Annotated in this window: 28 protein-coding genes and 1 pseudogene; 5 read left to right on the top strand and 24 right to left on the bottom strand. The window is 53.9% G+C overall.

Features of this window, described 5'->3' with window-relative positions:
• Window positions 1-36 precede the first annotated feature (36 nt).
• Together Poly59_RS14555 and Poly59_RS14550 are read left to right on the top strand one after the other, a co-directional pair.
• The gene (locus Poly59_RS14555; RefSeq protein WP_146534831.1) at window positions 37-390 is read left to right on the top strand and encodes a hypothetical protein; all 354 of its coding nucleotides are present in this window, start codon (window positions 37-39) and stop codon (window positions 388-390) included.
• Between the two features lie 812 nt (window positions 391-1,202).
• Window positions 1,203-1,523 carry a hypothetical protein gene (locus Poly59_RS14550; RefSeq protein ID WP_146534830.1) on the top strand — a complete coding sequence of 107 codons (321 nt, stop codon included), beginning with the start codon at window positions 1,203-1,205 and terminating at the stop codon, window positions 1,521-1,523.
• Window positions 1,524-2,073: 550 nt separating this feature from the next.
• Here Poly59_RS14550 and Poly59_RS14545 read toward each other — a convergent pair.
• The 4 genes from Poly59_RS14545 to Poly59_RS14535 form a co-directional block, all read right to left on the bottom strand.
• Window positions 2,074-2,478, bottom strand: a complete 405-nt coding sequence (locus tag Poly59_RS14545; protein WP_146534829.1) for a hypothetical protein — start codon at window positions 2,476-2,478, stop codon at window positions 2,074-2,076.
• Between the two features lie 814 nt (window positions 2,479-3,292).
• Window positions 3,293-3,451 (bottom strand): hypothetical protein, encoded by a 159-nt coding sequence (locus tag Poly59_RS29530; RefSeq protein ID WP_186776262.1) that lies wholly within the window; start codon window positions 3,449-3,451, stop codon window positions 3,293-3,295.
• Window positions 3,452-3,519: 68 nt separating this feature from the next.
• Entirely contained in the window at window positions 3,520-3,921 is a 402-nt protein-coding gene (locus Poly59_RS14540; RefSeq protein ID WP_146534828.1) for a hypothetical protein, read from the bottom strand.
• 167 nt (window positions 3,922-4,088) lie between these two features.
• On the bottom strand, window positions 4,089-4,379 hold the full coding sequence (locus tag Poly59_RS14535; protein WP_222436108.1) for a hypothetical protein: 291 nt from the start codon (window positions 4,377-4,379) through the stop codon (window positions 4,089-4,091).
• A gap of 115 nt (window positions 4,380-4,494) precedes the next feature.
• On the opposite strand from Poly59_RS14535, the gene Poly59_RS14530 reads away from it, so the two are divergent.
• Both Poly59_RS14530 and Poly59_RS14525 read left to right on the top strand, forming a co-directional pair.
• The gene (locus Poly59_RS14530) at window positions 4,495-4,788 is read left to right on the top strand and encodes a hypothetical protein (protein ID WP_146534826.1); all 294 of its coding nucleotides are present in this window, start codon (window positions 4,495-4,497) and stop codon (window positions 4,786-4,788) included.
• Between the two features lie 332 nt (window positions 4,789-5,120).
• Window positions 5,121-5,348 carry a hypothetical protein gene (locus tag Poly59_RS14525; RefSeq protein ID WP_146534825.1) on the top strand — a complete coding sequence of 76 codons (228 nt, stop codon included), beginning with the start codon at window positions 5,121-5,123 and terminating at the stop codon, window positions 5,346-5,348.
• Between the two features lie 87 nt (window positions 5,349-5,435).
• Here Poly59_RS14525 and Poly59_RS30175 read toward each other — a convergent pair whose 3' ends face one another.
• Window positions 5,436-5,891: a hypothetical protein gene (locus tag Poly59_RS30175; protein ID WP_246151657.1), complete on the bottom strand. Its 456-nt coding sequence runs from the start codon at window positions 5,889-5,891 to the stop codon at window positions 5,436-5,438.
• Between the two features lie 189 nt (window positions 5,892-6,080).
• Window positions 6,081-6,239 (bottom strand): annotated as a pseudogene (locus tag Poly59_RS30675) (HNH endonuclease); the annotation flags it as partial.
• 565 nt (window positions 6,240-6,804) lie between these two features.
• On the opposite strand from Poly59_RS30675, the gene Poly59_RS14515 reads away from it, so the two are divergent.
• Window positions 6,805-7,074 carry a hypothetical protein gene (locus Poly59_RS14515; RefSeq protein ID WP_146534823.1) on the top strand — a complete coding sequence of 90 codons (270 nt, stop codon included), beginning with the start codon at window positions 6,805-6,807 and terminating at the stop codon, window positions 7,072-7,074.
• A gap of 58 nt (window positions 7,075-7,132) precedes the next feature.
• On the opposite strand, the gene Poly59_RS14510 is transcribed toward Poly59_RS14515, so the two are convergent.
• From Poly59_RS14510 to Poly59_RS14425, 18 genes are all read right to left on the bottom strand, one after another.
• On the bottom strand, window positions 7,133-8,122 hold the full coding sequence (locus Poly59_RS14510) for a hypothetical protein (protein WP_146534822.1): 990 nt from the start codon (window positions 8,120-8,122) through the stop codon (window positions 7,133-7,135).
• Between the two features lie 1,223 nt (window positions 8,123-9,345).
• Window positions 9,346-9,726: a hypothetical protein gene (locus Poly59_RS29960; protein ID WP_222436107.1), complete on the bottom strand. Its 381-nt coding sequence runs from the start codon at window positions 9,724-9,726 to the stop codon at window positions 9,346-9,348.
• A 460-nt stretch (window positions 9,727-10,186) separates the two neighbouring features.
• A complete protein-coding gene (locus Poly59_RS14505) occupies window positions 10,187-10,420 on the bottom strand; it encodes a hypothetical protein (RefSeq protein ID WP_146534821.1) in 234 nt (77 codons plus the stop codon).
• Window positions 10,421-10,751: 331 nt separating this feature from the next.
• Window positions 10,752-11,087: a hypothetical protein gene (locus tag Poly59_RS14500; protein WP_146534820.1), complete on the bottom strand. Its 336-nt coding sequence runs from the start codon at window positions 11,085-11,087 to the stop codon at window positions 10,752-10,754.
• Between the two features lie 949 nt (window positions 11,088-12,036).
• Window positions 12,037-12,417, bottom strand: coding sequence for a hypothetical protein (locus Poly59_RS14495; protein WP_146534819.1), 381 nt, complete (start codon window positions 12,415-12,417; stop codon window positions 12,037-12,039).
• 168 nt (window positions 12,418-12,585) lie between these two features.
• Entirely contained in the window at window positions 12,586-13,038 is a 453-nt protein-coding gene (locus Poly59_RS14485; RefSeq protein ID WP_146534817.1) for a class II glutamine amidotransferase domain-containing protein, read from the bottom strand.
• A 147-nt stretch (window positions 13,039-13,185) separates the two neighbouring features.
• Window positions 13,186-13,389: a hypothetical protein gene (locus tag Poly59_RS14480; protein WP_186776261.1), complete on the bottom strand. Its 204-nt coding sequence runs from the start codon at window positions 13,387-13,389 to the stop codon at window positions 13,186-13,188.
• Window positions 13,390-13,549: 160 nt separating this feature from the next.
• Window positions 13,550-14,020 (bottom strand): hypothetical protein, encoded by a 471-nt coding sequence (locus tag Poly59_RS29525; protein ID WP_186776260.1) that lies wholly within the window; start codon window positions 14,018-14,020, stop codon window positions 13,550-13,552.
• Between the two features lie 1,513 nt (window positions 14,021-15,533).
• Entirely contained in the window at window positions 15,534-16,022 is a 489-nt protein-coding gene (locus Poly59_RS14470; protein WP_146534814.1) for a hypothetical protein, read from the bottom strand.
• Window positions 16,023-16,167: 145 nt separating this feature from the next.
• On the bottom strand, window positions 16,168-16,524 hold the full coding sequence (locus tag Poly59_RS14465; RefSeq protein WP_146534813.1) for a hypothetical protein: 357 nt from the start codon (window positions 16,522-16,524) through the stop codon (window positions 16,168-16,170).
• A gap of 175 nt (window positions 16,525-16,699) precedes the next feature.
• A complete protein-coding gene (locus Poly59_RS29520; RefSeq protein WP_186776259.1) occupies window positions 16,700-17,293 on the bottom strand; it encodes a hypothetical protein in 594 nt (197 codons plus the stop codon).
• Between the two features lie 136 nt (window positions 17,294-17,429).
• Window positions 17,430-17,840 (bottom strand): hypothetical protein, encoded by a 411-nt coding sequence (locus Poly59_RS14455; RefSeq protein WP_146534811.1) that lies wholly within the window; start codon window positions 17,838-17,840, stop codon window positions 17,430-17,432.
• 96 nt (window positions 17,841-17,936) lie between these two features.
• Window positions 17,937-18,281 (bottom strand): hypothetical protein, encoded by a 345-nt coding sequence (locus Poly59_RS14450; RefSeq protein ID WP_222436106.1) that lies wholly within the window; start codon window positions 18,279-18,281, stop codon window positions 17,937-17,939.
• Window positions 18,282-18,379: 98 nt separating this feature from the next.
• A complete protein-coding gene (locus Poly59_RS14445; RefSeq protein WP_186776258.1) occupies window positions 18,380-18,901 on the bottom strand; it encodes a hypothetical protein in 522 nt (173 codons plus the stop codon).
• Between the two features lie 79 nt (window positions 18,902-18,980).
• Window positions 18,981-19,409 (bottom strand): hypothetical protein, encoded by a 429-nt coding sequence (locus Poly59_RS14440; RefSeq protein ID WP_186776257.1) that lies wholly within the window; start codon window positions 19,407-19,409, stop codon window positions 18,981-18,983.
• 1,056 nt (window positions 19,410-20,465) lie between these two features.
• Window positions 20,466-20,897, bottom strand: coding sequence for a hypothetical protein (locus tag Poly59_RS29515; RefSeq protein ID WP_186776256.1), 432 nt, complete (start codon window positions 20,895-20,897; stop codon window positions 20,466-20,468).
• Between the two features lie 92 nt (window positions 20,898-20,989).
• Window positions 20,990-21,424 carry a hypothetical protein gene (locus tag Poly59_RS14430; RefSeq protein WP_146534806.1) on the bottom strand — a complete coding sequence of 145 codons (435 nt, stop codon included), beginning with the start codon at window positions 21,422-21,424 and terminating at the stop codon, window positions 20,990-20,992.
• A gap of 190 nt (window positions 21,425-21,614) precedes the next feature.
• On the bottom strand, window positions 21,615-22,049 hold the full coding sequence (locus Poly59_RS14425) for a hypothetical protein (protein WP_146534805.1): 435 nt from the start codon (window positions 22,047-22,049) through the stop codon (window positions 21,615-21,617).
• Window positions 22,050-22,759: the final 710 nt, after the last annotated feature.

Raw genomic sequence — 22,759 nt, 5'->3', positions numbered from 1 at the left:
AGTGGGGTAACGTTAGCAATCACCCGGTTGGCGCGGGTGACGTTGATTACAAAACCAGCCCGATTCGCCAACTCGGGTGCATTGCCGTTGTTATGCGGCATCGGAGTTAAGGTGACAGATCGAGTGCGAACACTGACGGTTATATTGGATGACGATTACCGAAACGAGGATGAAAGCGTTGGTGTCATCATGCAGGCTATTCGCATGGTAAAGGGTGTGTCGGATGTCGAGGCGGGCGATGTTGTTCAGTTTGAGGATCACGCCGCAAGGAACGATTACCGGCGTCGAGTTGGTTTGGCAATCTCAGCATTGGCGTTGAACCCAGACAAAGAGTATCTACTGGAAGTGCAAGCATCTTACGAGAAGATGAAATCAAGACGCGGTTACTAGCCGCATAACGTTAGCGTTCACCAAGCGGTGGTGGACGATTTTCAATTAAGCAAGACTAGCTCCACCGCTTTGGTGGAACGCATTGTTATCGGGTAGGTTATGAAAGATATGTCAGAGGAAGATCGAATTTGCCTAGACGAGTTGAACGCAAACGTATTGTCCGCAATCGAATCCCGCAGAGATTGGCTGGATTCCAAGATGGCAGAATATGCAGAATTGCAAGTTGGAGATGAAATCTATGATTTAGAGTCATGCACACGGGTTGGTGTTGTTTCAAGGCTCTACAGGCTTTGGCGTGATCGTGATGGAGGCGTCCGCGATACATCGTTGTCGATTGAATACGAATTCCAGGTAATGCCGCATGTCTTCGATAACACATCAAGGCAACCGTATTCACTGGGAAGCAAATCAAGGGCAGAATCGAGATGCAGGAGTCGGCTAGCAAATCTATCCCGATAACGATTGGATTTACCGAGTTGGAGGGTAAGACATTGAGTGCAGAAAAATCCGCATCGACAACTTCGGTGCAATCCTTAGTTATTTGGCGTGTGCGTCTAGTTTCATGTGACGGCATGCGTCAAGGTAGGGAGTGGTCCGCAGAGTTTTTTACAAGCAAGGAGAGTGCTGAAAGGCGGCTTCAAGAGTCGATAGACGAAAGCGACAGGCGGAACCCGAAGTATCTTTTCGAGTCACAGCAAGAAGATGTGGACGGATTGAGAGGGAATTGCAATTGGCAATTCGGGGAGATGCTGGTAATGGATGCTGTGGAAGCCAAATAACGTCCGCGATCAGCGGGCCGGAAAGGAAAAGATATGAGTACAAAAGACGCTGGCAAGTCCGGCTCCGTTGCATCGCATTGTTATGCAGCGGCGGGCGAATTGTTCGGGCATCTACGCGAATCGTTGGGGTTCGGCGAATTGGTGATGTTCACGCGGACGTGGGGCCAATCGGCACCACCGAGAGTAATGGCGTATCAGTGGACATTCAACGCGAAGGGGGAACGGTATCGTTGCGAAGAATCGGTTCCGTTCGTTGAACTGGAACACCTGCGAAGCGTTGAAGCGTTCGCAAAGCATTTGAGCGACAAATGGAAGAATCAGCACAGACGGCAGACTGAGGAATCGTCTGCATAACGTTACGGTTTACCGGGCGGCGGCGAAGGCCGTGATTTCAAAACAGCGGTACCACCGCCGCTCCGGTACAACCGATGGTTATCCGTTTTATCGACGGGCATTGATCGAGTGTTGGGCAGTGGATTTCAAGTCGCCAAAGTCTAGCGGGTCCTAAAGTACGCGACAAGCAATTCCGTTCATCGAAGGATCAGAACCGTTGCGGTGCCATCGACAAACGCCAGTCGTTAAGACGGAAATCAGTCAGCGATCAACCAGCGTTGCAGCCAACGCCAAAGGAGGATCAAAACGTTTGACGCGTCGATGCACTAACGCAAAAGCCGAACGACCAATTCGCAATCGAAGGTTGAAGTGATCGCTTGTGCGAAGAAATACGCCGGACACCTGAGGGAGTATGTCGGATAACGTTTGAATTCACCGAGGACGCGCAGTGAACATTGATCTGGAGAAAAACGGCTCCGCGTCCTTCGGTGCAATTCTTGGTTCCGCTCTTTGTTTACAGCGTCTCTCCAGTCTAGTACTGATCGATTGCATAAAATCGCAATTCAAGCAATCAATTAGACCCGACGAACTCGCCGATTGCAATCAAATCGCGTCGGTTTCGGTATACGGTGTCCGCAAAAAGTGGTATTCGGATCGGCTGCGCCCAGGGCGTGCCGCAAACCCATCCGTCCTGGCGTGCATGAACAGTGACGAGTGATCCACTGCCTTCCACGTCGACAAGGAAATCAGACTCTGCGATTGCTTTCGTCAACGCCTCATCTGAAGCGTTCTGAATTTCGATGATACGAGAATCAGCAAGATGGAGGTGATTTCCTTCCACGCGGAGCACTTTGATCGGATCGTTCAGTGGCTCGTTCTCAATCACATTTGGATAGTGAAATCCGACAACTCCCACCAACGATGCGACGATCAGCACAAGCAGTGCTGTAGCAACGGTCCAAGCAATGGATTTCATGATTAATTGTAGCGGAACGGTTCGGTTCAGCGGGTGGCGGGAGTTCCCGTGCAAGCAAACGGAAACGCCGACCACCGCCACTCCGTTGCAACCGTTGGTTATCCGCGAGTTTGGGTTCGCCGTTGTCCCAGTATTGTAACACGGCAAGGAAGCAAGAATCAAGATCTCGCCTCGGTGCCGGCCCGGGAGCGGCGGATACCGATCACGACGAGTGAGGCGGACACGAAGGCGGCGACAGAAGCGAAACCGAAGGACCAACGGATTACGGTTGGCGGATCAACCGAGAATCCCAGGAGTTCAACGTCGTAAATACCGACCCTGGCTTGTGATGCGAGCAATTCGTGCAGCCAGAGCAAGGCCCCAGGGGCAGCAACGAGTAGAGCGGTCGCAAAACCAACGGCAGCAAGCCAGAAGAACGGCGATTCCGACCGATGGCTCTGACTTGGAGTTCGCGCTGTCGCAGCGTAGGGATTTGCGTCAGGCACTGTCATGATTCAGTCGGATAACGCTGGTGATCAGCGGGTCGGGAGATTAGACGTGATCATTGCGAAAACCTTGCAAGCCCGACTCCGTTGAATCACTTGGTTATCGGCTTTTATGGACGAGCGTTGATCGGGTTCTGGGAAGCGGAAACCGCGTCGCCACAGTCTAGCGGGCGTCGATTCGTGCGGCAAGCAATTGGGCGTTGACCCGGTCGGCAAGTAAACGGGTGTCGTCGTCCGGCAGGGCGTGTTGTTCATAAACGAAGAATCAAAAACGTTGCGGTGCCATCAACAAACGCCAACAGCAAACACAGGTTCGGCTTGGGAACGCTCTACGTTGTGGCAATCGTCAACGGAGGATCAAAGCGTTTGAATTGCCAAAACACTAAAGCAAACACCGAACGAAAAATTCGCAATCCAGCGTTGCAGTAATCGCTAACGCAAGCGAACACACCAAACACATGAGGAGTCAGCCCGATAACGGTACGCATCAGCGGGCCGGGAAGGTTGATGTTCCATTTGTAAAATCCCGCAAGCCCGGCTCCGTTGCATGCGATGGTTACCGGCCGTCTGGGATTTGGTCGGCGTATAGATGATGAACCCAATAGTTAAGGTCAAACGACAGCTCGCCACCACGGAGTGCAATCGTTTCATCACGCCATTTGCTAACATCTTCGTGACTCTTCGCGTCGACATTTGCGAGCAGCTCCTCGATCCGTGCACCTAGGACCGTGTTGCCAGTGCTCCATGCAGTGAAATCGCCGACAAGTTGATAGAGGCAATGAACGAAGAACTCGCGTTGAATGCAAGACGGATCATTGGCGTACGCTAGGATTAGATCATCGTTGAGCCCATTGCACACGTACATGTCCCAGTCTTGGTCTGGCCAGGGAGTCGGTATCCCGAGCTGAACCCAGGCTGCTACGTCACTCGGTGATGGATCGTAAACGTTCATCTTCACGGCGGTGATTGCGGGTTGCTCATTTGTCGCAGCCTGCGCACGAATTCAGTCCGGTAACGATTGCCGTAACCGGGCGGCGACGGAAAATTGTCCATTGTCAAAACGCTCGACTTCGCCGCTCCGGTTCACGGCTTGGTTATCGGCACTCTGTTAAATCGCGATACAGTTTAGCCCTTTCCGTCTCCGAGGTACCAGCCATCTGCATCCAGCAGTCGCCGGTCGAGTTCCTTTACGAGCTTGGTGTCACCGGACCATGTTGAAGGGCGACAAACGCGCCGCATGTCTCGCGACAAAATGAATACGACGTGATCGGGCAACTCCCATCGAGTGTGTAGTACAAGCATTGCCATTGCAGAATCGCGTGATGCTTCATATCGCTGCCAAGTTGAATTCCGTCGTTGAACGGGCTCCGGATCAATCGAAGTCAACGTGACACGATCAGTCGATAGCATTGTCATGATCTCGGAGAAACGGTCTTTCGTAAACGCAACCTCACTCATCGGCAGCGATCTTCTCGTGCATCGTCGGTTAGTCCGATAACGTCCCGCATCACGGGGCACGAAAGGAAAAACTATGCAATCAGAAAACGCGTCGATGAGTGCTCCCGTGCATGCGGTTGTTAGCACGCGAGTCAAGGTTGGTGATGTTGTGATATTCCAGCGACCGGATGGCGAGTGGTTCGACGGCAACGTGCTCAGTGTTTGGGATGATGGCGTGAATGTCGTCTACTTGGAGGGCTACAAGTCTCGCGGCCCTGATCGCGTCGAGTGGAACCGTATTCGAGCAAGAGTTGATTCAAATTCGCCGCACGTCGATTTGGGCGACGTTCCGTACAAAGGGCACTTCGAGGTTTTCTCGTCGTGCTAACACCGCCGATCACGGAGCGGCCGGTGAAAGGTTGGAAGTTCCAAAATAGCGTCTTGGCCGCTGCCGTGCATCGGGATAGTTCGTCGTGTCCCAACGGCGACAGTTCGAACGAGTATGGCCACATGACAGTGTATCGAACGTGGGCGAACCAGTGTTCAACGAGCGTTGATTCAGTTCTGGATTCGGGCCGGGGCCGGGCGTTGCAGCACCGACGAACGCTACCAATCAATCGGTTGCCGCGATTGATTTTCCATCCCAAACACGCATCGACGGCAACTCGATTGCATTGGTTTGTTCGCAGGCTCAGTATGACAACAGCATCAATGATACCGATGAAGTGGTCAGACAAAGACACAAACGGCAGCATGGAGCATTGTGCCTGCTGCGGTCGAAAGCTGACGAGCGAACCAGTTTACGTTGAGGTCATCGACGGTGGCGGGCAAGTCGCAGCTCCCGGCCTTGATCCAGACCAGAGCGATTCGGGCTACATGGGATTCTTCCCGGTTGGCCGGTCGTGTGCCAAGAAGCATTTTCGAGGATACACGCACGACTCGATTTGAGTCCTGCGAACGCTTGCGGTAACGGGGGGCGAGGAGAGGACTTGACTTCAGGACCGACTGCGCCGAGCCCTCCCGTTCACCGATTTGTTACATGCCGTTTGGGTACAGAGGACTTCGGCCTGCATTCGATTTCAGCCAGTCATTGTAACCGTCGATTTCCGGGCCACCTAGGTTGATCGCAAATTCAATGCCAAGAATTGCAATCACGAAGTACAGTTCGTTCGCGTCAGTATAGAGCAGTGTGTATTCGTGAAGCACATCGAAGGTGGAGCCATCGTCATCAACGAAGTGATGATCCTCGGCATAGAGCCGCCGCGACGCGTAAACCCATGCGTCAGCGCCGGTGCCGAAGCGAGCGAAGCCACGGATTTCGTCCAGTTCCGGTTTGTCGATGAGATCGCCGTGAAGGTCACCGTTCGCATCGAGGATTGTCTTTGCCCATGCTTCGAGCGCCATCATGGCGAGAAATCGAGCAAACAAACGGCCGGAGGGCAATTTCGGAACCGGAAATACGACCGAGAATCGTTTTCGTTTAGTGATCATATCAACGAAGGCATCGTTGTCCGAGTCATTCGCAGCATAGATTGATCGGTCACCACCAGTCGACGCTGCAAGTTGCAAATGAAGCGCAACAGGATATGACAGGACGTCAATTGGCGGAATGTTCCGCCGCTTGTTCGGGATTCCTGTTCGATTGCGTGCTTGCGTGAAAAACGCGGAATTTAGAACCGGAGCTTCGACCTTTCTCGCGAAGTAGTTGTTGCACCAATCGCACACGATGCCGCGCGGTAGTATGTGCTCAGAATTGCCGAGAGATTCGGGAACGACGTGTTCACGCGATGTGAATTCGCGGTCGTCAGACTTGCAGAAGATGCAGCAATATTGAGTCATGTCGCCTCGCCAGAAATGTGACCAGTCGTATCAACGACACGCGAAGGTCGGAGCGGGTTCGTCTGAGGCATGTAACGTTACGGTTTACCGGGCGGCGGCGAGTGCCGTGATTTCAAAACAGCGGTACCACCGCCGCTCCGGTACAACCGATGGTTATCCGTTTTATCGACGGGCATTGATCGAGTGTTGGGCAGTGGATTTCAAGTCGCCAAAGTCTAGCGGGGCCTAAAGTACGCGGCAACCAATTCCGTTCATCGAAGGATCAGAACCGTTTCGGTGCCATCGACAAACGCCAGTCGTTAAGACGGAAATCAGTCAGCGATCAACCAACGTTGCAGCCAACGCCAACGGAGGATCAAAACATTTGACGCGTCGATTCACTAACGCAAAAGCCGAACGACCAATTCGCAATCGAAGGTTGAAGTGATCGCTTGTGCGAAGAAATACGCCGGACACCAGAGGGAGTATGTCGGATAACGCTAGTGATCACGGGGTTGCGGCCCGTGACGTTGATTCCACCAAACGGGCTGCCCGCAACTCCCGTGCATCACATTGTTATCTGTCCATGTCCAAACCTGATTTGTACGAGTATCTTCGCAAAGAGTGTCCAGATTTGGAGTCTGCTAAACGGTGGATTCGCAAATGGTGCGACGAATGGGATCAGGTTTTGCCGTGGGACGATGAGGCAGAGTTTACGGTGCGAGCAATGGCAGGACATTTGAGCCACGTCCTTGAAGGTGGCGATTACGACAACGGATATGCGACGGGCTGTTTTTCGTACATGGCGACGAAGCACGGATCAGATTTGTTTTGGGCAGCACACGGAACCGAGTAGGTGCAGATAACGTTTACGATCACGTGGTCGCCGCGAACGACATACCACTTCAATAACCTCAGCTCGGCGACTCACGTGCATCGTCTGGTTCTGCTCTGTCCTCACTTACGTCAGGAAGACCGTCCAGTTCCGCGATTCGAGCCGAGCGGACCTTGAACGCCCGCTTCGATCCGATGCTTCTGCCAGTCGTTGAGACCATGTAGTTTAGGACCCAGTTGCCACTTTCCGACAGCACGAATTGCACCATTTCAGCATCAAATCGATCTAACGCTGTGTCGATCGTAGATTTGAGGTCCGAAAGCGTTTCGGATTCGAAAGCATTAACCACAGCCTCTGCATCGCGAGTTCGCGCGACGAATTGCAAATTTGGTTTGCCGTTGACATTAAGCACGAAAGTTACCGGACGATTTCTAGGCAACATTTCGCTTGCTGAACGACGGATTGCGGCGTACATAGACTGGAAAAACGTTTTGAGCGTTGGGTCCAAGGCATCAGCCGCTGCCTTCGCAATACGGTAACCAATCCAAACAACCGATGCGTTTAAGCCGAGGTCAAATACCACCTGCGGATCGGGCAGTTCTGATCGGCGTTCGGAGTGACCCCGTGTGAATCCATCGCAACCATCAGCACGAAGTTTGTCGAAGAAACGATCGGCCTCTTCGAGGCTTCCAAAATTGACGGGGTCAATCCGAATGACATTCTCGTCACTTTCGTGTTGGTGAATACCAATTGACAATGGGTTCTGGTGTGTCGTGCTTGCAACGACGTATCCATCCTCGCCATCCGGTAGAGCGGATGGTTGAGGCGGGCCGTAGATCTCGGCAACTACGTCCAACGCGTGGAATCCATCATCTAGTTCTGTAACCTCGCCGGAGAGCGTATGGCCAAGCGGTGGACACAGTATGTCATGCTCCACCATGACAACCGGTTTCCGCTCAGAGTTGCGCAGTTGCTCGACCATCCCTCGCAACGCTTGCTCCGTGACGATGGATTGGCCGACCAAATGCGATGTTGCAATCCGTTGTCGTACTAGGTTTGGTGTTTCCATGAGATATAGCAGAACGTCTGCCGTAACCGGGCACGAACGGAAGACTTTGATTTCAGTTGCCGCGCGATTGAGTGCTCCGGTTCACGGCTTTGTTCTGTCGCAACTCGCGCGAGAGGATTGGCCTCTACTACGACCGACCATTCGGTGCAGCAGCCGCACCGACACGTCCTCTACGAATGGATGCCAAATACGTTGAAGAAGAACTGAATGCCGTCGTAATAGACGCCGATGCAGGTCAATCCTGTGATGAAGAGACATTGTAGCATAGTAACGGCAAGCAGTAGTAGCGGCAAGCAGTAGTAGCGACCACGTTCGGGCGCCGCCACTGAGGCGTCGGTGCTGCAATACGACGGCTGTGACCGCGATTGGCGTTGATACGTAAATCAGGCTCGGACCGAGCCAAGTCAGAGGATGGCCTCAGCAGAACTGCGTTGTTGCGAATTATCCGGCGAATGGAACCATCGCTGTGATAATGGTCGATGCTGTTCTCATGGTAGTGAGGTCCCTGCGCCAAAAAGGAAATCATGCGACAGAACGACCGGCGTCACCGGGCGGGGAGAGTAAAGTTGTCCATTTCATAACCAGCCGCAAGCCCCGCTCCGTGTGCACGCCATGGTTATCCGCCAGCATGGGTTTTACGACCTTGGGCATAGTCGAGCCAGTCTGGAAGCCAGAACGGGATGCGGCGGTCGATCCATTTCCATATGTGAACCGTGAACAGACTTGCGAATGTGTGTGTAATACGGAACCGGGAACCAGGACAGACAATGTCCCATTGTCCAGCATCGTTGATGCACGATGTATCGAAGCAGAGGGTTGCGGAAAAATCGACCCAAGCAAATTGAACCAGGCTATCGGAAGCACGTGACCATAGATTGAGTGGCAGTATGTCAACGTGAGGGTTCGGCACGAGACAACCATTGAAGCGGAGAAAAAAGGTTGCAATGTCAGCAGGAAATGATGCGCTGAGTCGAAGTTCGGCGGATTCAAGTTCGGTCGAGGTCGAAGGCGGGTTCAGCGTGTAGTCAGATCGGTCGTCGCCAAAGTGATTCGCGAAACGTTTTGGGATGTCGTCAAGATTCATTGTGAGGCGACGATCAGTCGGATAACGGCGGCGATCAGCGGGCCGGAAGAGTTGACTTTCCATTCGTGAAACCGTGCAAGCCCGGCTCCGTTGCATCGCATTGTTCGTCCTGTACGCTGGTTTGTCCTAAGGCGTGCGGCTAAACCAAAAGTTCAAGTATTACCTTTTCCGTGTCGTCGGGCAAACACATATTCGCATGTGGAAGATCCGGTCCTATGTTTCCAAGGCGATCAAACGGCAATTGACGTTTTGCGGTGCGTTTAGAATCGTCGAAAGGATCAACCATACACGAAGTGATTTGACCGTAGTATCGGTGAGGTTCTGGCTCAATGAATCCAAACCACATCTCGTACGTGGCGTTTAGATAGCGAATTGACAATACGTCGGGTCGTGGTCGTTCGATTGTCATGGTTGGAATCGCCGGAATTTCAAGCGCGGCCTCGCAGAATTCCTCGAACTTAGCGAATCGCTCATTGTAGGCATTACCGGCGCGTTCAAAGTCCTGTCGGGTCGCTTGCATATTGCTTGTGCCTAAGTTGGAGTTAGGGTCGGAGATGATGTTTCTTAGTTGGACGAACGTACAACATCACGGGGTTGCCGCGAGCGATGCCCCATTTCAGACACGGTAGCCCGGCAACTCCCGTGCATGTTTTGGTTATCTGCGAGGTGTCGAGTGTTGATTTCGGAACTGATTGAGCAGTTGGAGCGGCAAAAGAACGAGCACGGCGACGTACAGGTCACTTGCACCGGTACAGGAAAGCCGGATTGCGATCACAGCGTGCCTTTGCCAAATGTGTATGAGACAACTGTTGAGAATTTGGAAGTGAGAATGGAAGAATCGCACCCGTCCCGCAGCGGTAAACTGGGGACACGGGTGAGGGTTTGGCTTTAGCAGATAACGTAACGCATCACCGGGGACGGGCGAAACGCACGCAAGCAAAAGAGGAAATGGACCACCCGTCCTCCGGTGCATGCGATTGTTATCCGCCGTCTTCGCCGGCAATGTTTTCGGGTCGGCATCCCCAGTAAAGCGAGCCAATCAGACCGGATCGGTATGCCGATCCAATTTCGAGAAAAACAAGTTGCGGAAACCAAAACGCGAACAGCAGCGCAAGCAAAGGAGGAAGTACGGTGAATCCATCGACAGCAACGCCAGTAACAATACATGCTCCTAGAGTTCCGGCAAGCAGAGTGTATCGTATGGATCGTCGCATAGATCGTGTCGTCGAAGTTGGTAGTGCCGCCATCGAGTAAAAAACGGCAGGGGCAAAAACAACAGTTAGCGCAAAGAACGGAAGCAGAACACGGAAACCAACAATCCGCGCGACGGGGAATGCCAATGCCGCAGACAGCGTCGCTAGCAGCAAGTGTTGGATCCCGAATTTACGCATGGGCTCGATTTTAAGGCGTCATTACAACGCGTTGAGTCGGATAACGGCACGCGTAACCGGGAACGCGCGGAAAAGTCTCTAGCAACCAAATCGCTCAGCTCGCGTTCTCCGGTTCACGCGATGGTTATCCCGAGTTTCATGCAATTGGATCCAATTACATTTCGATCTTTTGGTAGTCAAAAAAGTAATCCATGCCCCGAAAATGTCGTTCAATTTCTTGGCCGGAGTTGTTGAAAACACAGGAAACCTCGTCGCCATCGGAAAGTAACCGCTGCATCCGTTCAATGTCATCCGGATCGCAATCGGTAAGAGTAGTCGAAACGCCTTCCGCAAGAGGTCTTAACGATACCACAGCGAGATAGACCGGCCCAACAAAACGAATCGGATCTTTGATTGATTGGACAACAACAATCGAAGCGTTAAAGTCGTCGCCAAATTCCGCGATGATGTAGTTTCGTATTTTCTTGCGTAATATGTGGTCATTACTCATGTCGCGACCCTCACGCCGTCAGCAAGCGAAACACAGAGCGGGATAACGCTGGTGATCAGCGGGTCGGGAGATTAGACGTGATCATTGCGAAAACCTTGCAAGCCCGACTCCGTTGAATCACTTGGTTATCGGCTTTTATGGACGAGCGTTGATCGGGTTCTGGGAAGCGGAAACCGCGTCGCCACAGTCTAGCGGGCGTCGATTCGTGCGGCAAGCAATTGGGCGTTGACCCGGTCGGCAAGTAAACGGGTGTCGTCGTCCGGCAGGGCGTGTTGTTCATAAACGAAGAATCAAAAACGTTGCGGTGCCATCAACAAACGCCAACAGCAAACACAGGTTCGGCTTGGGAACGCTCTACGTTGTGGCAATCGTCAACGGAGGATCAAAGCGTTTGAATTGCCAAAACACTAAAGCAAACACCGAACGAAAAATTCGCAATCCAGCGTTGCAGTAATCGCTAACGCAAGCGAACACGCCAAACACATGAGGAGTCAGCCCGATAACGCTAGCGGTCACCTCGCGGCGTCGGTGGACGTTGCAGTGTATAAAAACCTTTTACGCCGCTGAGGTGCACCGCATTGTTCGTCAGCGATCTTTGTCAGCACGGCGGACACGAACCAACGCGGTTCATGTCGATTGCAGTGTAGCCGATCGCCGTTGCATCGCCAAGCAAGATTCGCGATGGTAGTCGGTCCAGCAATCGACCGCGCCGGTTCGAGCATTGAATGTCGACCGCGCACATGACAGCGAATGTAATTAGCAGCGCAACTTCGAAAGTGCCAAATCAGCGGCGCACACGACCGCGCAACATATCGACCGAGCAACTGACCGCGCCGTAGATCGTCGTTTGGCATTGATCGTTGTCGAGCTGACGAACGGTGGACATCACGGGGGACGGGGGGTTCGTCATCCATTGTAGGAAACGCCGCAAGCCGTCCTCCCGTGCATGTCATGGTTCGCCCTCCGCCTTGGTGAGGAATTGATCAACGCCAGTGGTCGAGTGGATATTGGCGAGTATCCGCTGCGACCGTATCGCATTCAAGAACATCCCGAAACCGCCTCCGATCACAACGCCCACAATCATGGATTGGCTGTCGATCCCAAGTCCGTTGCCGTGTGTGCAATACACGGACGTGTTGAGCGCCGCGCCGATTAAGGAGAAAGCAGCACAGCAGACAATGGGGAAAACATGAATTCGACGAACAATCAAGACAAGCGTCGCCAATGGAATCCCAACGCCGATCGTGATAGTCACTCGGTACTCAGGTAAATCCCGATAGACGTAGAACGCAGTGGTTAGCGTCAAGACGGCGAGTATGATTCGGAACACGAAGATCACCGACGGAGGACCAGACGATCAATCCATTTTGGGCAGCAAATCAGTATGGGCGAACGTCCGCGATAACCGAGTCGCGGCGATTGGTTTTCCATTGTCAAAAACGACAGTTCCGCGACTTCGGTTCATCGCATGGTTATCCGCCCGTCCTGCGCGAAAATGTTAGCAGCGCATGTCCATCATTAGTGAATACCAGGAGATGACACCGTCAAGAGATCGAACAGCCATAATGACGCCACCCGGCCGACCGACGTCGGTGGTCATGGTCTTTCCGTTAATCGACCATGTAATTGTCGCGCGTTCTCCGTCGGCAGCAGTGGCACCATCGGTTCGGAAGTACCGTATTGAACCGGGCCGCAGTTCGACATACTTGTGGTTGCTAGCAAGCGGCGCGGTGGAGTGAATTTTTACCATTTCATTACCGTCTACACGATCCGTGGCTTGGTCGATGAACCGATACGACTGAGGATGTGTTGCAATCTCCACTAGCTCGGTGTCAGGCCGCGACGAATCGTCAGCCGGGGCAGCGTTCAGCGATGGTGCGCTGTTGGTGTAGGAAACCAGCGACGTCATCGCGATTGCGAGAATCGAAAGCATGGCGAGGTAGTGTTTCATTTCGGATGTCCTGTTGAGGGTATTTCAGTCGGATAACGGCGGTCGTCACCGGGCACGGAGAGACAACTTTCCACTTGTGAAAACATGCAAGCCGTGCTCCGTGTGCACGACATTGTTATCGGTCGTCCGGAACGAGCATTGGATCGGTCAGTAAACCCGCGTGACCTTGAAGTCAGCATACCGAGCGTTGGGTCGTCCAGCAAGCAAATCCGACGCGGTCCCGCAGCAGTGTTCCGATGCGGTCTCGATATAGCCGCGATCCATGTTCGGTTGCGCAGGTCGTCGTGCGGTCAAAGTGTCGGCCACGGTATCGTAGGCCACCAACGGATTGAGACGCGAGTTTTGATTCACGATCGACGTCATGCGGTTACAACAAGTCCAACGCGTAGTACCGATAACGTTTGGCATAACCGGGCCGCCGCGGTTGTTGCTCCATTTGAAAACGCGTTATCGGCGGCTCCGCGTTCATGCCATTGTTATCCGGCGCACGATCCAGAATCTCAGCACAACACTAACGCTCTTTTTCTTGTGAGCCGACTTCGTGACCAATGTTTGAATCTGCCTCGGCATCCATTCCAACTCCGAATCTACGCTTGAATAGTTCGTCAAGCTCGTCACGTGCAGGGAACCAGAATGCAAGGAACAAGAATACACCCGCTATGATGTAGTTCTGTTTATCGAGCATGTCGAGAGCACCCATCGTCATCAACACAACCAATGCGGTAGTCGAGAAATTGAGAAACAATCGTTTCATTGTATTGCTGCGAGAATAGTGAGTGAGGGCTTGCGGCGAAGCATTGAAGGAGATTCGACAAAACGGAGGGCCGCAACAAATCAAGGCATGAATCGCATGACGAGAGGACAATTTGGTCGGATAACGGTTGGCATCACCGGGTGGCGGCGAAAATCGTGATTTCGAGAAAACCGCACCACCGCCACTCCGGTGCATGCCGTGGTTATCCCATTGCATTGAATCGAGCATTGAATCAGCGATGGGCAGTGGTGACCACCGTTCGACAGCATAGCGGGCATTGAATCGTGCGGCAAGTTTCGAGCGTTGCCGACCGTCAGCGGGTCGCGCACGGCGACCGAAGGGAGCCGAAACGCGGACTCTCTCACCAATGGCGAGCCCCGGTGGGAAAAGACAAATCGAGCCATTGGCGAGAGTGTCCGCGTTTCGGCAGCTTGCAGCGGAGTAAACCATTCTAATGCAAGACGAACCGCAAGCTTCGGGCATGGGGAAAAGCTGGCAGCAACTTGGAGAACGTGACGTTCCGCATCGCCGGAAAAAATAGATCAGCGCGACCAAGAGATTTTCCGGCGATGCGGTACGTCACGTTCGGACGCGATTTCGAGAAAACCATTTGCACTAAAGTCGGCCGACATCCCCCGCAGTCGAGCGTTGCCGATCGAACCGCAACGAAGCAGGATCAGCCGGCACCTCCGCGCATTAGTTGGGATAACGTCCGCGATCACCGGGCCGGGAGTGTTGACATGCAAGCAGACAAGCCCGCTCGCAAGCCCGGCTCCGGTGCATCGCATGGTTATCCCCGATTATGTGTTACGATGTGGACCGCCAGCGAGCATAGGCCGCGCGAGCGGAAAGCAACGACGGAACGTCGCCAGCATGAACCCCGTGAGGGGAAAACGACGGCGGGACGCCGCCAGCGCGTACTTCGTCCACGTGGGTGACGCTCGGTCATGTGTGATAGTATCAAAGCGGGGCCAGTCAAGCAACTTTCGGGAACCCAAGTTCCGGGCGAGTCGAGCGCAACAATCAACGAGCATTGAGGGAGTGTACCAGTCATCGGGCACAGGATCGAGCGCACCAATCGTCGAACGCAGGGGCAGCGCACCAATTTCGGGCATGAGATCACGCGCACCAACAACCGAGTGTGAAGACCGCGCAACTTCACGCGCCCAGTGGGATAACGGTACGCGTAACCGGGGACGCGTGGGGAAGTCTCTAACTGCCAAATCGCTTAGCTCGCGTCCTCCGGTTCACGCGATGGTTACCCGTCGTTTTGCTGTTTGTGTTGGTGGCCCGAATCATCTGCGGCCAATCGACCGGAACGTATACCGATGGTAAGCGGCGTTCGAAGTTTGTACCAGCTACCGACCCAAACAATCGCAGCAATAAACGTGGCAGGCATTAAGATGCGTGTGAGTGTCATCGACCATTGAATTGATTCGGCAAGGTCCGCTTCAATCGGTGCCGATCCCCCCAGTGCAATTGCGTTGAAGCTCCGCACCATTCCGTGAACCGTTCCGAAAACGGAAATGACAATACATCCGAACATAATGAGCGCGGCAACAGATTTGATTCGGCGCAATCGTCGTTCGGCCGGAGCTTGTTTGCGCATTGGTCTGTGTCGGAAACCGATTTGATCTAGTCGGGTAACGGTACCGATCAGCCGGTCGCGGCGGTTGATCTTCCATTTGAAAACGCCCGGCTACCGCGACTCGGTTGCATCGGATGGTTCGCCGCTTCTGTGTCAGGTTGCGACGTTCGGTGGATGATACGGATTGTCGGAAGTTTGGATTTCGGGATGTGTAGGTTGATCGTTGGTGTCGGTCATCGTGTCTTTGCGTCGAGATTTGAACAGGGCACGAAGCACCGACAGTCCTACCGCAATGCCCACAAACACCAGAAACGCTTGGAAACCATAGATCAACGGTCCGAGGGTCAAGTTAGCGCCATCAACCGTCAGAGCTTGCAAACCGTCTTCTGTCATCTGGGCAGGATGTAGATCAGCCCATTCACGTCGTAACCGCCATTTTTCGTAGATTTCTTGTGCGGAAAACTCGGTTGCAAGTATCGCAAAGCCAAAAATCGCAGCGAGTTTGCCAATGCGACGCAACCAGCGGTTCTTGATGACGCTGAGCGCGATCAGGATTCCGGCACCGCACCAAACCGCAGCAGGATACATCCATGACAGCGAGTTGGTCCGTGAAGACTCCCAGATTTGGTCAAAGGTTTCCATTTGAGTCTGCGATGCAATTCTGTCGGCGAACGGCAGCGATCAGCGGGCCGGGACCGTTGACTTTCCATTTGTAAAACCTTGCAAGCCCGGCTCCGTTGCATCGCATGGTTCGCCGCCTGTTCTCGCACACGCATGCGAGCGAAGATCATCCATGGAACAATCCAAGATCATACAACCCGTAGAGCATGCAAACAACGAAAGCGGTGACGCCAAGCCAAAAGCGAATGCGGTCCGAACTACGCGCGGCAAATATCGCAGTCACGCCAATCGCAGCGTACATGATGACGTTTGTCAGGGTATGCGGGTTGTCGGCACGATGCCACAACTCGTTCTCGAGCGAAAATAATGGGACGACAATCAGTAGGCCGAGTGAGATCACCGAGCCAAGAATCGCAACAACCCCGAACGCCCACAAGCCGATCGTTGCAGTAAACCGACGTAGCGATTGCAGAGTAATTCCGTCGTGGTTTGCGTCGGAACGAGATGTTTGACTTGGAGTCATGCGATCAGTCGTGATGTTCCGAAAATTGCATAGTGCCAACCCATGGCACAGCAGTGGGATGCGCTGTCCATTTCTGTCGGCGAACGACCGCGATAACCGAGTCGCGGCGGTTGATTTTCAATGGTCGAAAACGACGACTCCGCGACTTCGGTTCATCGCATGGTTCGCCGCACGTTCAGCGTCGCCAATCCAGTTTACCATCAACCACACGGCAAAGTTCGCGGGCAAATTGATCCATGCCCGACATAATTGAAATACGAAATTGACGACCCACGACAGCAGTGCGAAATTCGGAGGATTCGGACTTGAGAGTGTCAAAAGCCGCTTGGGCATGATTCGCTAAAGCCATCGCGGCCTTGTCGTCTAAGTCAGCGTTGTCAGCGACGATGCCGCACGCAATTTCATTGCTAGGCCGGAATCCGAACGCAACCCCATCATACATCAGCGAAGCCCCATCCTTGAAACGTTCGATCGCATTTACGTATGCGTCACCTTTCGTCTTCAAAAGTCGAGAATCAAGGATGACGAAATCTTCCGTCTCGACGCCTGCAAGTGACGGCAAGACGTATGAGCCAAAAGCGGCAGCGCCGGCCAAACCAAAACCAATCCAACCAACATTCGAAGACACGATTCCGAACCAGCTACCAGCGATGAGTGCAGTCCCAATCCACCAAGCCGGCCAATACAGTTTGTAAAACCACGTGTACCAAATCGGTGCAACATTTGGTTCCCGCGGCGATGCATGCGGTGAATCGTAGGGGTTGGTCATATGTTTGTCGGCGAACGTTACGCATCAGCGGGCCGGGAAGGTTGATGCTCCATTTGTGAAAACGCGCAAGCCCGGCTCCGTTGCATGCGATGGTTACCCGCGATTCTAGATCACAAGAATTGTATTGAGTGATAAATCAGTCGCCATTCACGAAATGCTTCCAGGCAACCTCGTCACCGGGTTCGCACCACACGACGATCATTTGTAGTGCAACGTCGGAACTAGCGAAATCCCAGTACACCGCCGGAGGGCAATCGTTCGCCATCAACTCTTGAGAAATATCGTGTTCAGGAAGGCCATCTTCGATGGACGAAATTTGCACGAACTCATGGCGTTCGATCACACCGAGGGACACGAGGCGTTCTAGCCTGTAGTCGATTTCGGATTTCTGGCTGGCGTCTCGTTCGACACTCAGCCACTTGGAGACTGCTGGATCGAGTCTCGAGCGATGGTAGACCGCCATCAGCGATGGCAAGGCAAGAAAACTCACCGCGCAAACAGCAACGGCAATGAGCAAGACGCGAACATTGAACCGTGGACTAGGCATGCGATTCAGTCGGGTAACGGTTGCCGTCACCGGGCACGGAGAGACGACTTTCCATTTGTGAAATCTCGCAAGCCGTGCTCCGTGTGCACGGCTTGGTTATCCGCCGTCCTGGGATTCCGGCATTCGAGCCTTACGAACAAGTGGACGAAGCAACACGATAGCCAATGCGATCAGTATAGGGACGACCGTGAACGAGATCCAACGTGCAGTCTCGGGCGAAGCAGGAATCCCAAGGAAGAAGAACTCCGGATCGTACGTCGCGTAACGTGTCCCATCCGGAAATGGGTGATCAAGGGAGATCCTTTGGTTAGCGATACCAGAACCAGCGACGACTATGGCAGCGATAACGGCGACAGCCGCACCTGCAACGCGACGGCGTGAGTGCGGGGACTGGGACGATCCTGATTGCTGCGACAACGGTGCGTATGGGTCTTGGGTCACGGGCATGTTAGTCGGATAACGGCAGCCGTCACCGGGCACGGAGAGACGACTTTCCATCTGTGAAAACTTGCAAGCCGTGCTCCGTGTGCACGGCATTGTTATTTGGCTTTTTCGTATTGGGCTCGAAGTTCGTCGAGATCAGTATCGCTGATGAGGTCTTTGGTGCAACCGGATTCGTTGAGTATCCATCGCCACAATTCGTAGTCGCGATGATCCCGCGCGCATTCCATCGCACCCGACCAACGTACGTCGTCGGCCTGCCATCCCGAAATCTTCATGTGAAGTGTTCCATCGTCATCATACGAATGCCATTCGCGCCAATACCATGTCGTATCAGTTGGCTCTTCGTAGCACTGTTGCCACCATGGCGGCGGATTGTCGATTTGCTGTTGTTTGGTGATGTGTAGTGGATCGCCGTCACAATTCAGCGAGAATCCAGTGCCATCCTCGCTGAACGCAACGACTATGTTTGCGCCGCACGCGGGGCAAGGAGTGCCGACGATCGATTCAAGTGACGCGTGATCGTAAACCATCGCAATGATGTGATCGGCTTCGTTGTCGAAGATGCCGTACGTCGTTTGCATTTGCATGGGCATCATCAGCCAAATAACGACACGCATCAGCGGGCCGGCGCGAGACGCTTTGATTTCAAAACCGACCCGACCGCCGGCTCCGTTGCATGCGATTGTTCGCCGAGTTTCATTCCCAGTGCAAATTTCCAGATTTCACGACGCGACACTCTGTAAGGTCGAAGGACGTCACGCCCGGTGTTCCGTCCCTATTCACCTTGATCGTAATTGGTGAGTCAGAGACTGGAACGGTGCACTCGTAGGTCGTGTATCCGCCTTCAATCTCCGGAGTGTACAAGAATGTCAAATGACTGTCCTTCACTTCGATCGTCTCGAGCGTGACCGATCCCTGGCCGATACCAAAACTTTGTCTTTGGCGGGGTGGAATCCGGGTATCCAGGGAAACAACCCCGCCTGCTTCGTCAAAGTCGATAGCGCTGACCGATTGCGATGGCTCGGCATCCGCGCTGATCGTCGAAGAAAAATCCATGGGCGTAATGTCAGATTGTCCGCAACCGCACGCGAAGGCAAGTGACAGTAACAGCGTGGTACGGAACACAGTGAATCCTCTGTTTGTTGGCGAACGGTGGTCGTAACCGGGTCGCGTCGGGAGAGTTTGCCCCGACCAGACGCCGCAGCACGCGGCTCCGGTTCACGACTTGGTTATTTGCTGGGCATTGAGTCAGTGTTGGTTCCCACAAGGCTTCGTCAGCATCACTGTTCGGCCCGGGAGTGGGCATTGTATCGGTGTCGAATTCCACCCGCAACTTTTGGATTGATTTTGCGATCACGGCGATCGGCAACGCAGAGAAGTCGAGTATCCCGCACCTACGGCTGATGAGCAGATATCGATTGCGACACGTCCATGCCGCGTGGATAGCGTTCCGCCCGTTCGGCGACCAATCATCACGTCATTCGAGCGATCAAATGCGGTGCTACGAATTGCGTCGAAGGCGTTCGCAAATAACGGTACGCGTAACCGGGAACGCGCGGAAAAGTTTCTAACGGCCAAATCGCTTAGCTCGCGTTCTCCGGTTCACGCGATGGTTATCTCATATGTTTTGAAGGAATGCATCCGCGAACATCCGGCAGTCTGTGCCGACACTCCGCCAATGCATCTGGTAGCTGCTGATGAGTCGGCGATATCGCCTTGCAGCATCGCCCGTTTCTGAAGGATCGCTAAGTATCGAGTGCAGCGGGTAGAGACGTTGGCAAACGGTCGGTACGGCATAATATTTGGTTGTGCCAGGTCTGTGGCAATGAAGGAATTGGTCCACCGCGATAGCCGGGCCGAATGACAATGCGTACGCAACAACGATCAGAAGCGTGCATACGAGAATACGTGTGGTTCTGGTCGGGGCAATCCGCTTCAGTCCAACGGAAGCAACAACGACGAATGTCGCGGCGGATAGAAAGATTGACACTCCCCAGTTGATCTTCCAAGCGACGATGCACAAAGCCACGGCAAGGGTGACGGCAAGCAAGAAACGGATAGTCATTTTCGAGCGGTCACAAGACTAGCTGAGATAACGGCGGCGATCAGCGGGCCGGGACGTTTGACTATCTATTCGTGAATCCTTGCAAGCCCGGCTCCGTTGCATCGCATGGTTCCCCGCTACTTGATCCATCCGCCGAAATCACGCTCGAGCAAGATGGCCGGCATTGAATCTGTCGCAATATCGAACCAACCGCCTCGGCCCCATCGCGGACCGTAACGACAGTTTACCAGCACGCCAGTCGGTTGGTCAGGAACAAAGAACGATATTAAGGGCGTTTCGTACATGGTGTAAAAACGACGTTTGTCCACGCAGGTGGACCCGACAACGTTGACATTGGCTGTTGATGTGAACAAATCATCTGAGGTCCAAGCGCGGATCGCAGGTCCAGATGTATAGAGTCGATCTGCGTCAAAGTCGGAGTGCTCCGCCAGTACCAGTCGGACAAGACTGTCGACTGCGTTGTTTGATGCACGCTCCGATAGTGAGGCCCACTGCTCAGACGCAAACCTTCTAACAGCTTCCAGTACGTCAGTGTTGATTGCGGTCACAACGATTCAGTCGGGGAACGTTGGAATTCAGCGAGTACGCGCGGACGACGTTGTGATGGCCAAGTTGCTTTGCTCGCGTACTTCGTTGCAATTCATGGTTCGCCGCCGTCCTGCGGTTTCGGTGTGGGCGCTATGTAGTGGGTACAGTCGGACCGAAACCAGACGTATCCGGCACCGATCGTCAACACGCAATATATCACGATCGTTACCGGATGGGCCCCAGCGTCGAGCAGCCGAGGCGTGTCGAGAAAGCGGTCGCCCGATAGCCACGCCAACGCGAGGTAGCCGCCGTTGGCGATAAGGCAGAAGTCAGCGACGAACCATGCCCAACGTTTGCGGATGATCGCCGCCAAGGAAATTGGGACAGCGATGCCTAGTATCGGACCGGCCCAAAGCGTCACGAGCGGGTGTGGATCAGGAGAGTGCAAGCTATACGGCATGCGCCATGGAGCGAGGTCGAAATCGGTGAGCGTTGCGCCGCAGGTCATGCCACCGATGATGTGCCCGCATTCGTGTGTGAAGGTCATCACAACCCATGAGGCCGCAAGTAGCGTGGCGAAGATGGAGAAGCGACGGATCAATCAGCGTGACCAAGTGAGAAGCAGTTTGTTTTTGTCGGCGAACGTCCGCCGTCACCGGGTACGGCGAGTTGAGTTTCCATTTGTAAACGCGCGATGCCGTACTCCGGTGCACGGCATTGTTCCCCGCTGTTTTGAGTTACCAGAATTGCCACCACGGTTTTGATGCTGGTTTCGGAGCGAGCGTTTCAGCCGGAAGCACACCGTGGTCATCCGGTCGTTCATACAGCTCGCCGTCGTCGCCGACAACAAACGCGTTGAGATCGGCAGCGATCGAGAGCATTTTAGCGAGGAATTCTTGGTCGGGGCTTTTGACACAGATTTCGCCACTGCGGAAGTGTAGCCACGCCCAACCGTGTTCGCCGTTTGCGGTTGGGTGATCCGTCCAAACCGCAATCCCATCGTCGGTGACACGTAACGTCTCGCCGTTCGGCCCGTGTGCCTCCGCGTATCCGTCCAGTCGCAAAGATGGATCACCCTCGACGTACGTTTTCCATTCATCGAAGTCGATACCACCGTCGAAGTCGTCTTCGCTTGGCTCTGTATTTCGGGTGATGTGAAGGTCGTAACCCATCGCGTTTCAGTCGGGGAACGTCCGACATCACGGGGGACGGACGAAAGACTCACCACTTCAAGAAAACGCGCAAGCCGTCCTCCCGTGCATGTCATGGTTCGCCGCGAAGTACAGTTAGAAACCTGCGACAGGTACCGCCGACGCGACGCCAGTTATACACGTAGTCAGCAATAATATCGCAAGTGAGGCTATTGCCATTTGGAGCACCAGTTATAGCGACCGAGTCGATCACGCGAGCCTGCATGGGAAACATGGTTCCGACCACCTTTGTTTCGTGCACAGATGTTGGAAGCTTATTGCAGACATGTGCGATTGCGAGCGCCGGGCCAACCGCAAGAGTGTACACGAGGACAACGGCGGAAAGGACTGCCGAGCGTCTCAAGGTTCGCTGCTTGGGAATGTTCCCCCGAAGGTGTGTTGACGCGAGAAGCAATGCAGCGGCCGCCAGAAATGCACCAATAGCCCAATTGGATACCCAGACAACCGATACTGCGGCGGTCAACGCGGTTAGAAACAAAAGGTACCGGATAGTCATAAGGACGCGAGGTGACGGCGTAGCAGGTGTGCGGTTCAGTCGGCGAACGACAGCGATCACCTAGCCGCCGGAGTGATCTTTCCATTGTCAAAACGCCCCGCTCGGCGGCTTAGGTGCATCGCTTTGTTATCCCGCTTGTATTATTTGAGTGAGCGTCCGTGCCACGGCGCCAAGT

This window comes from Rubripirellula reticaptiva, from assembly GCF_007860175.1.
Lineage (GTDB): Bacteria > Planctomycetota > Planctomycetia > Pirellulales > Pirellulaceae > Rubripirellula > Rubripirellula reticaptiva.
The sequence above is the reverse complement of the archived record's forward strand: the minus strand, read 5'-3'. Positions and strand labels throughout refer to the sequence as shown.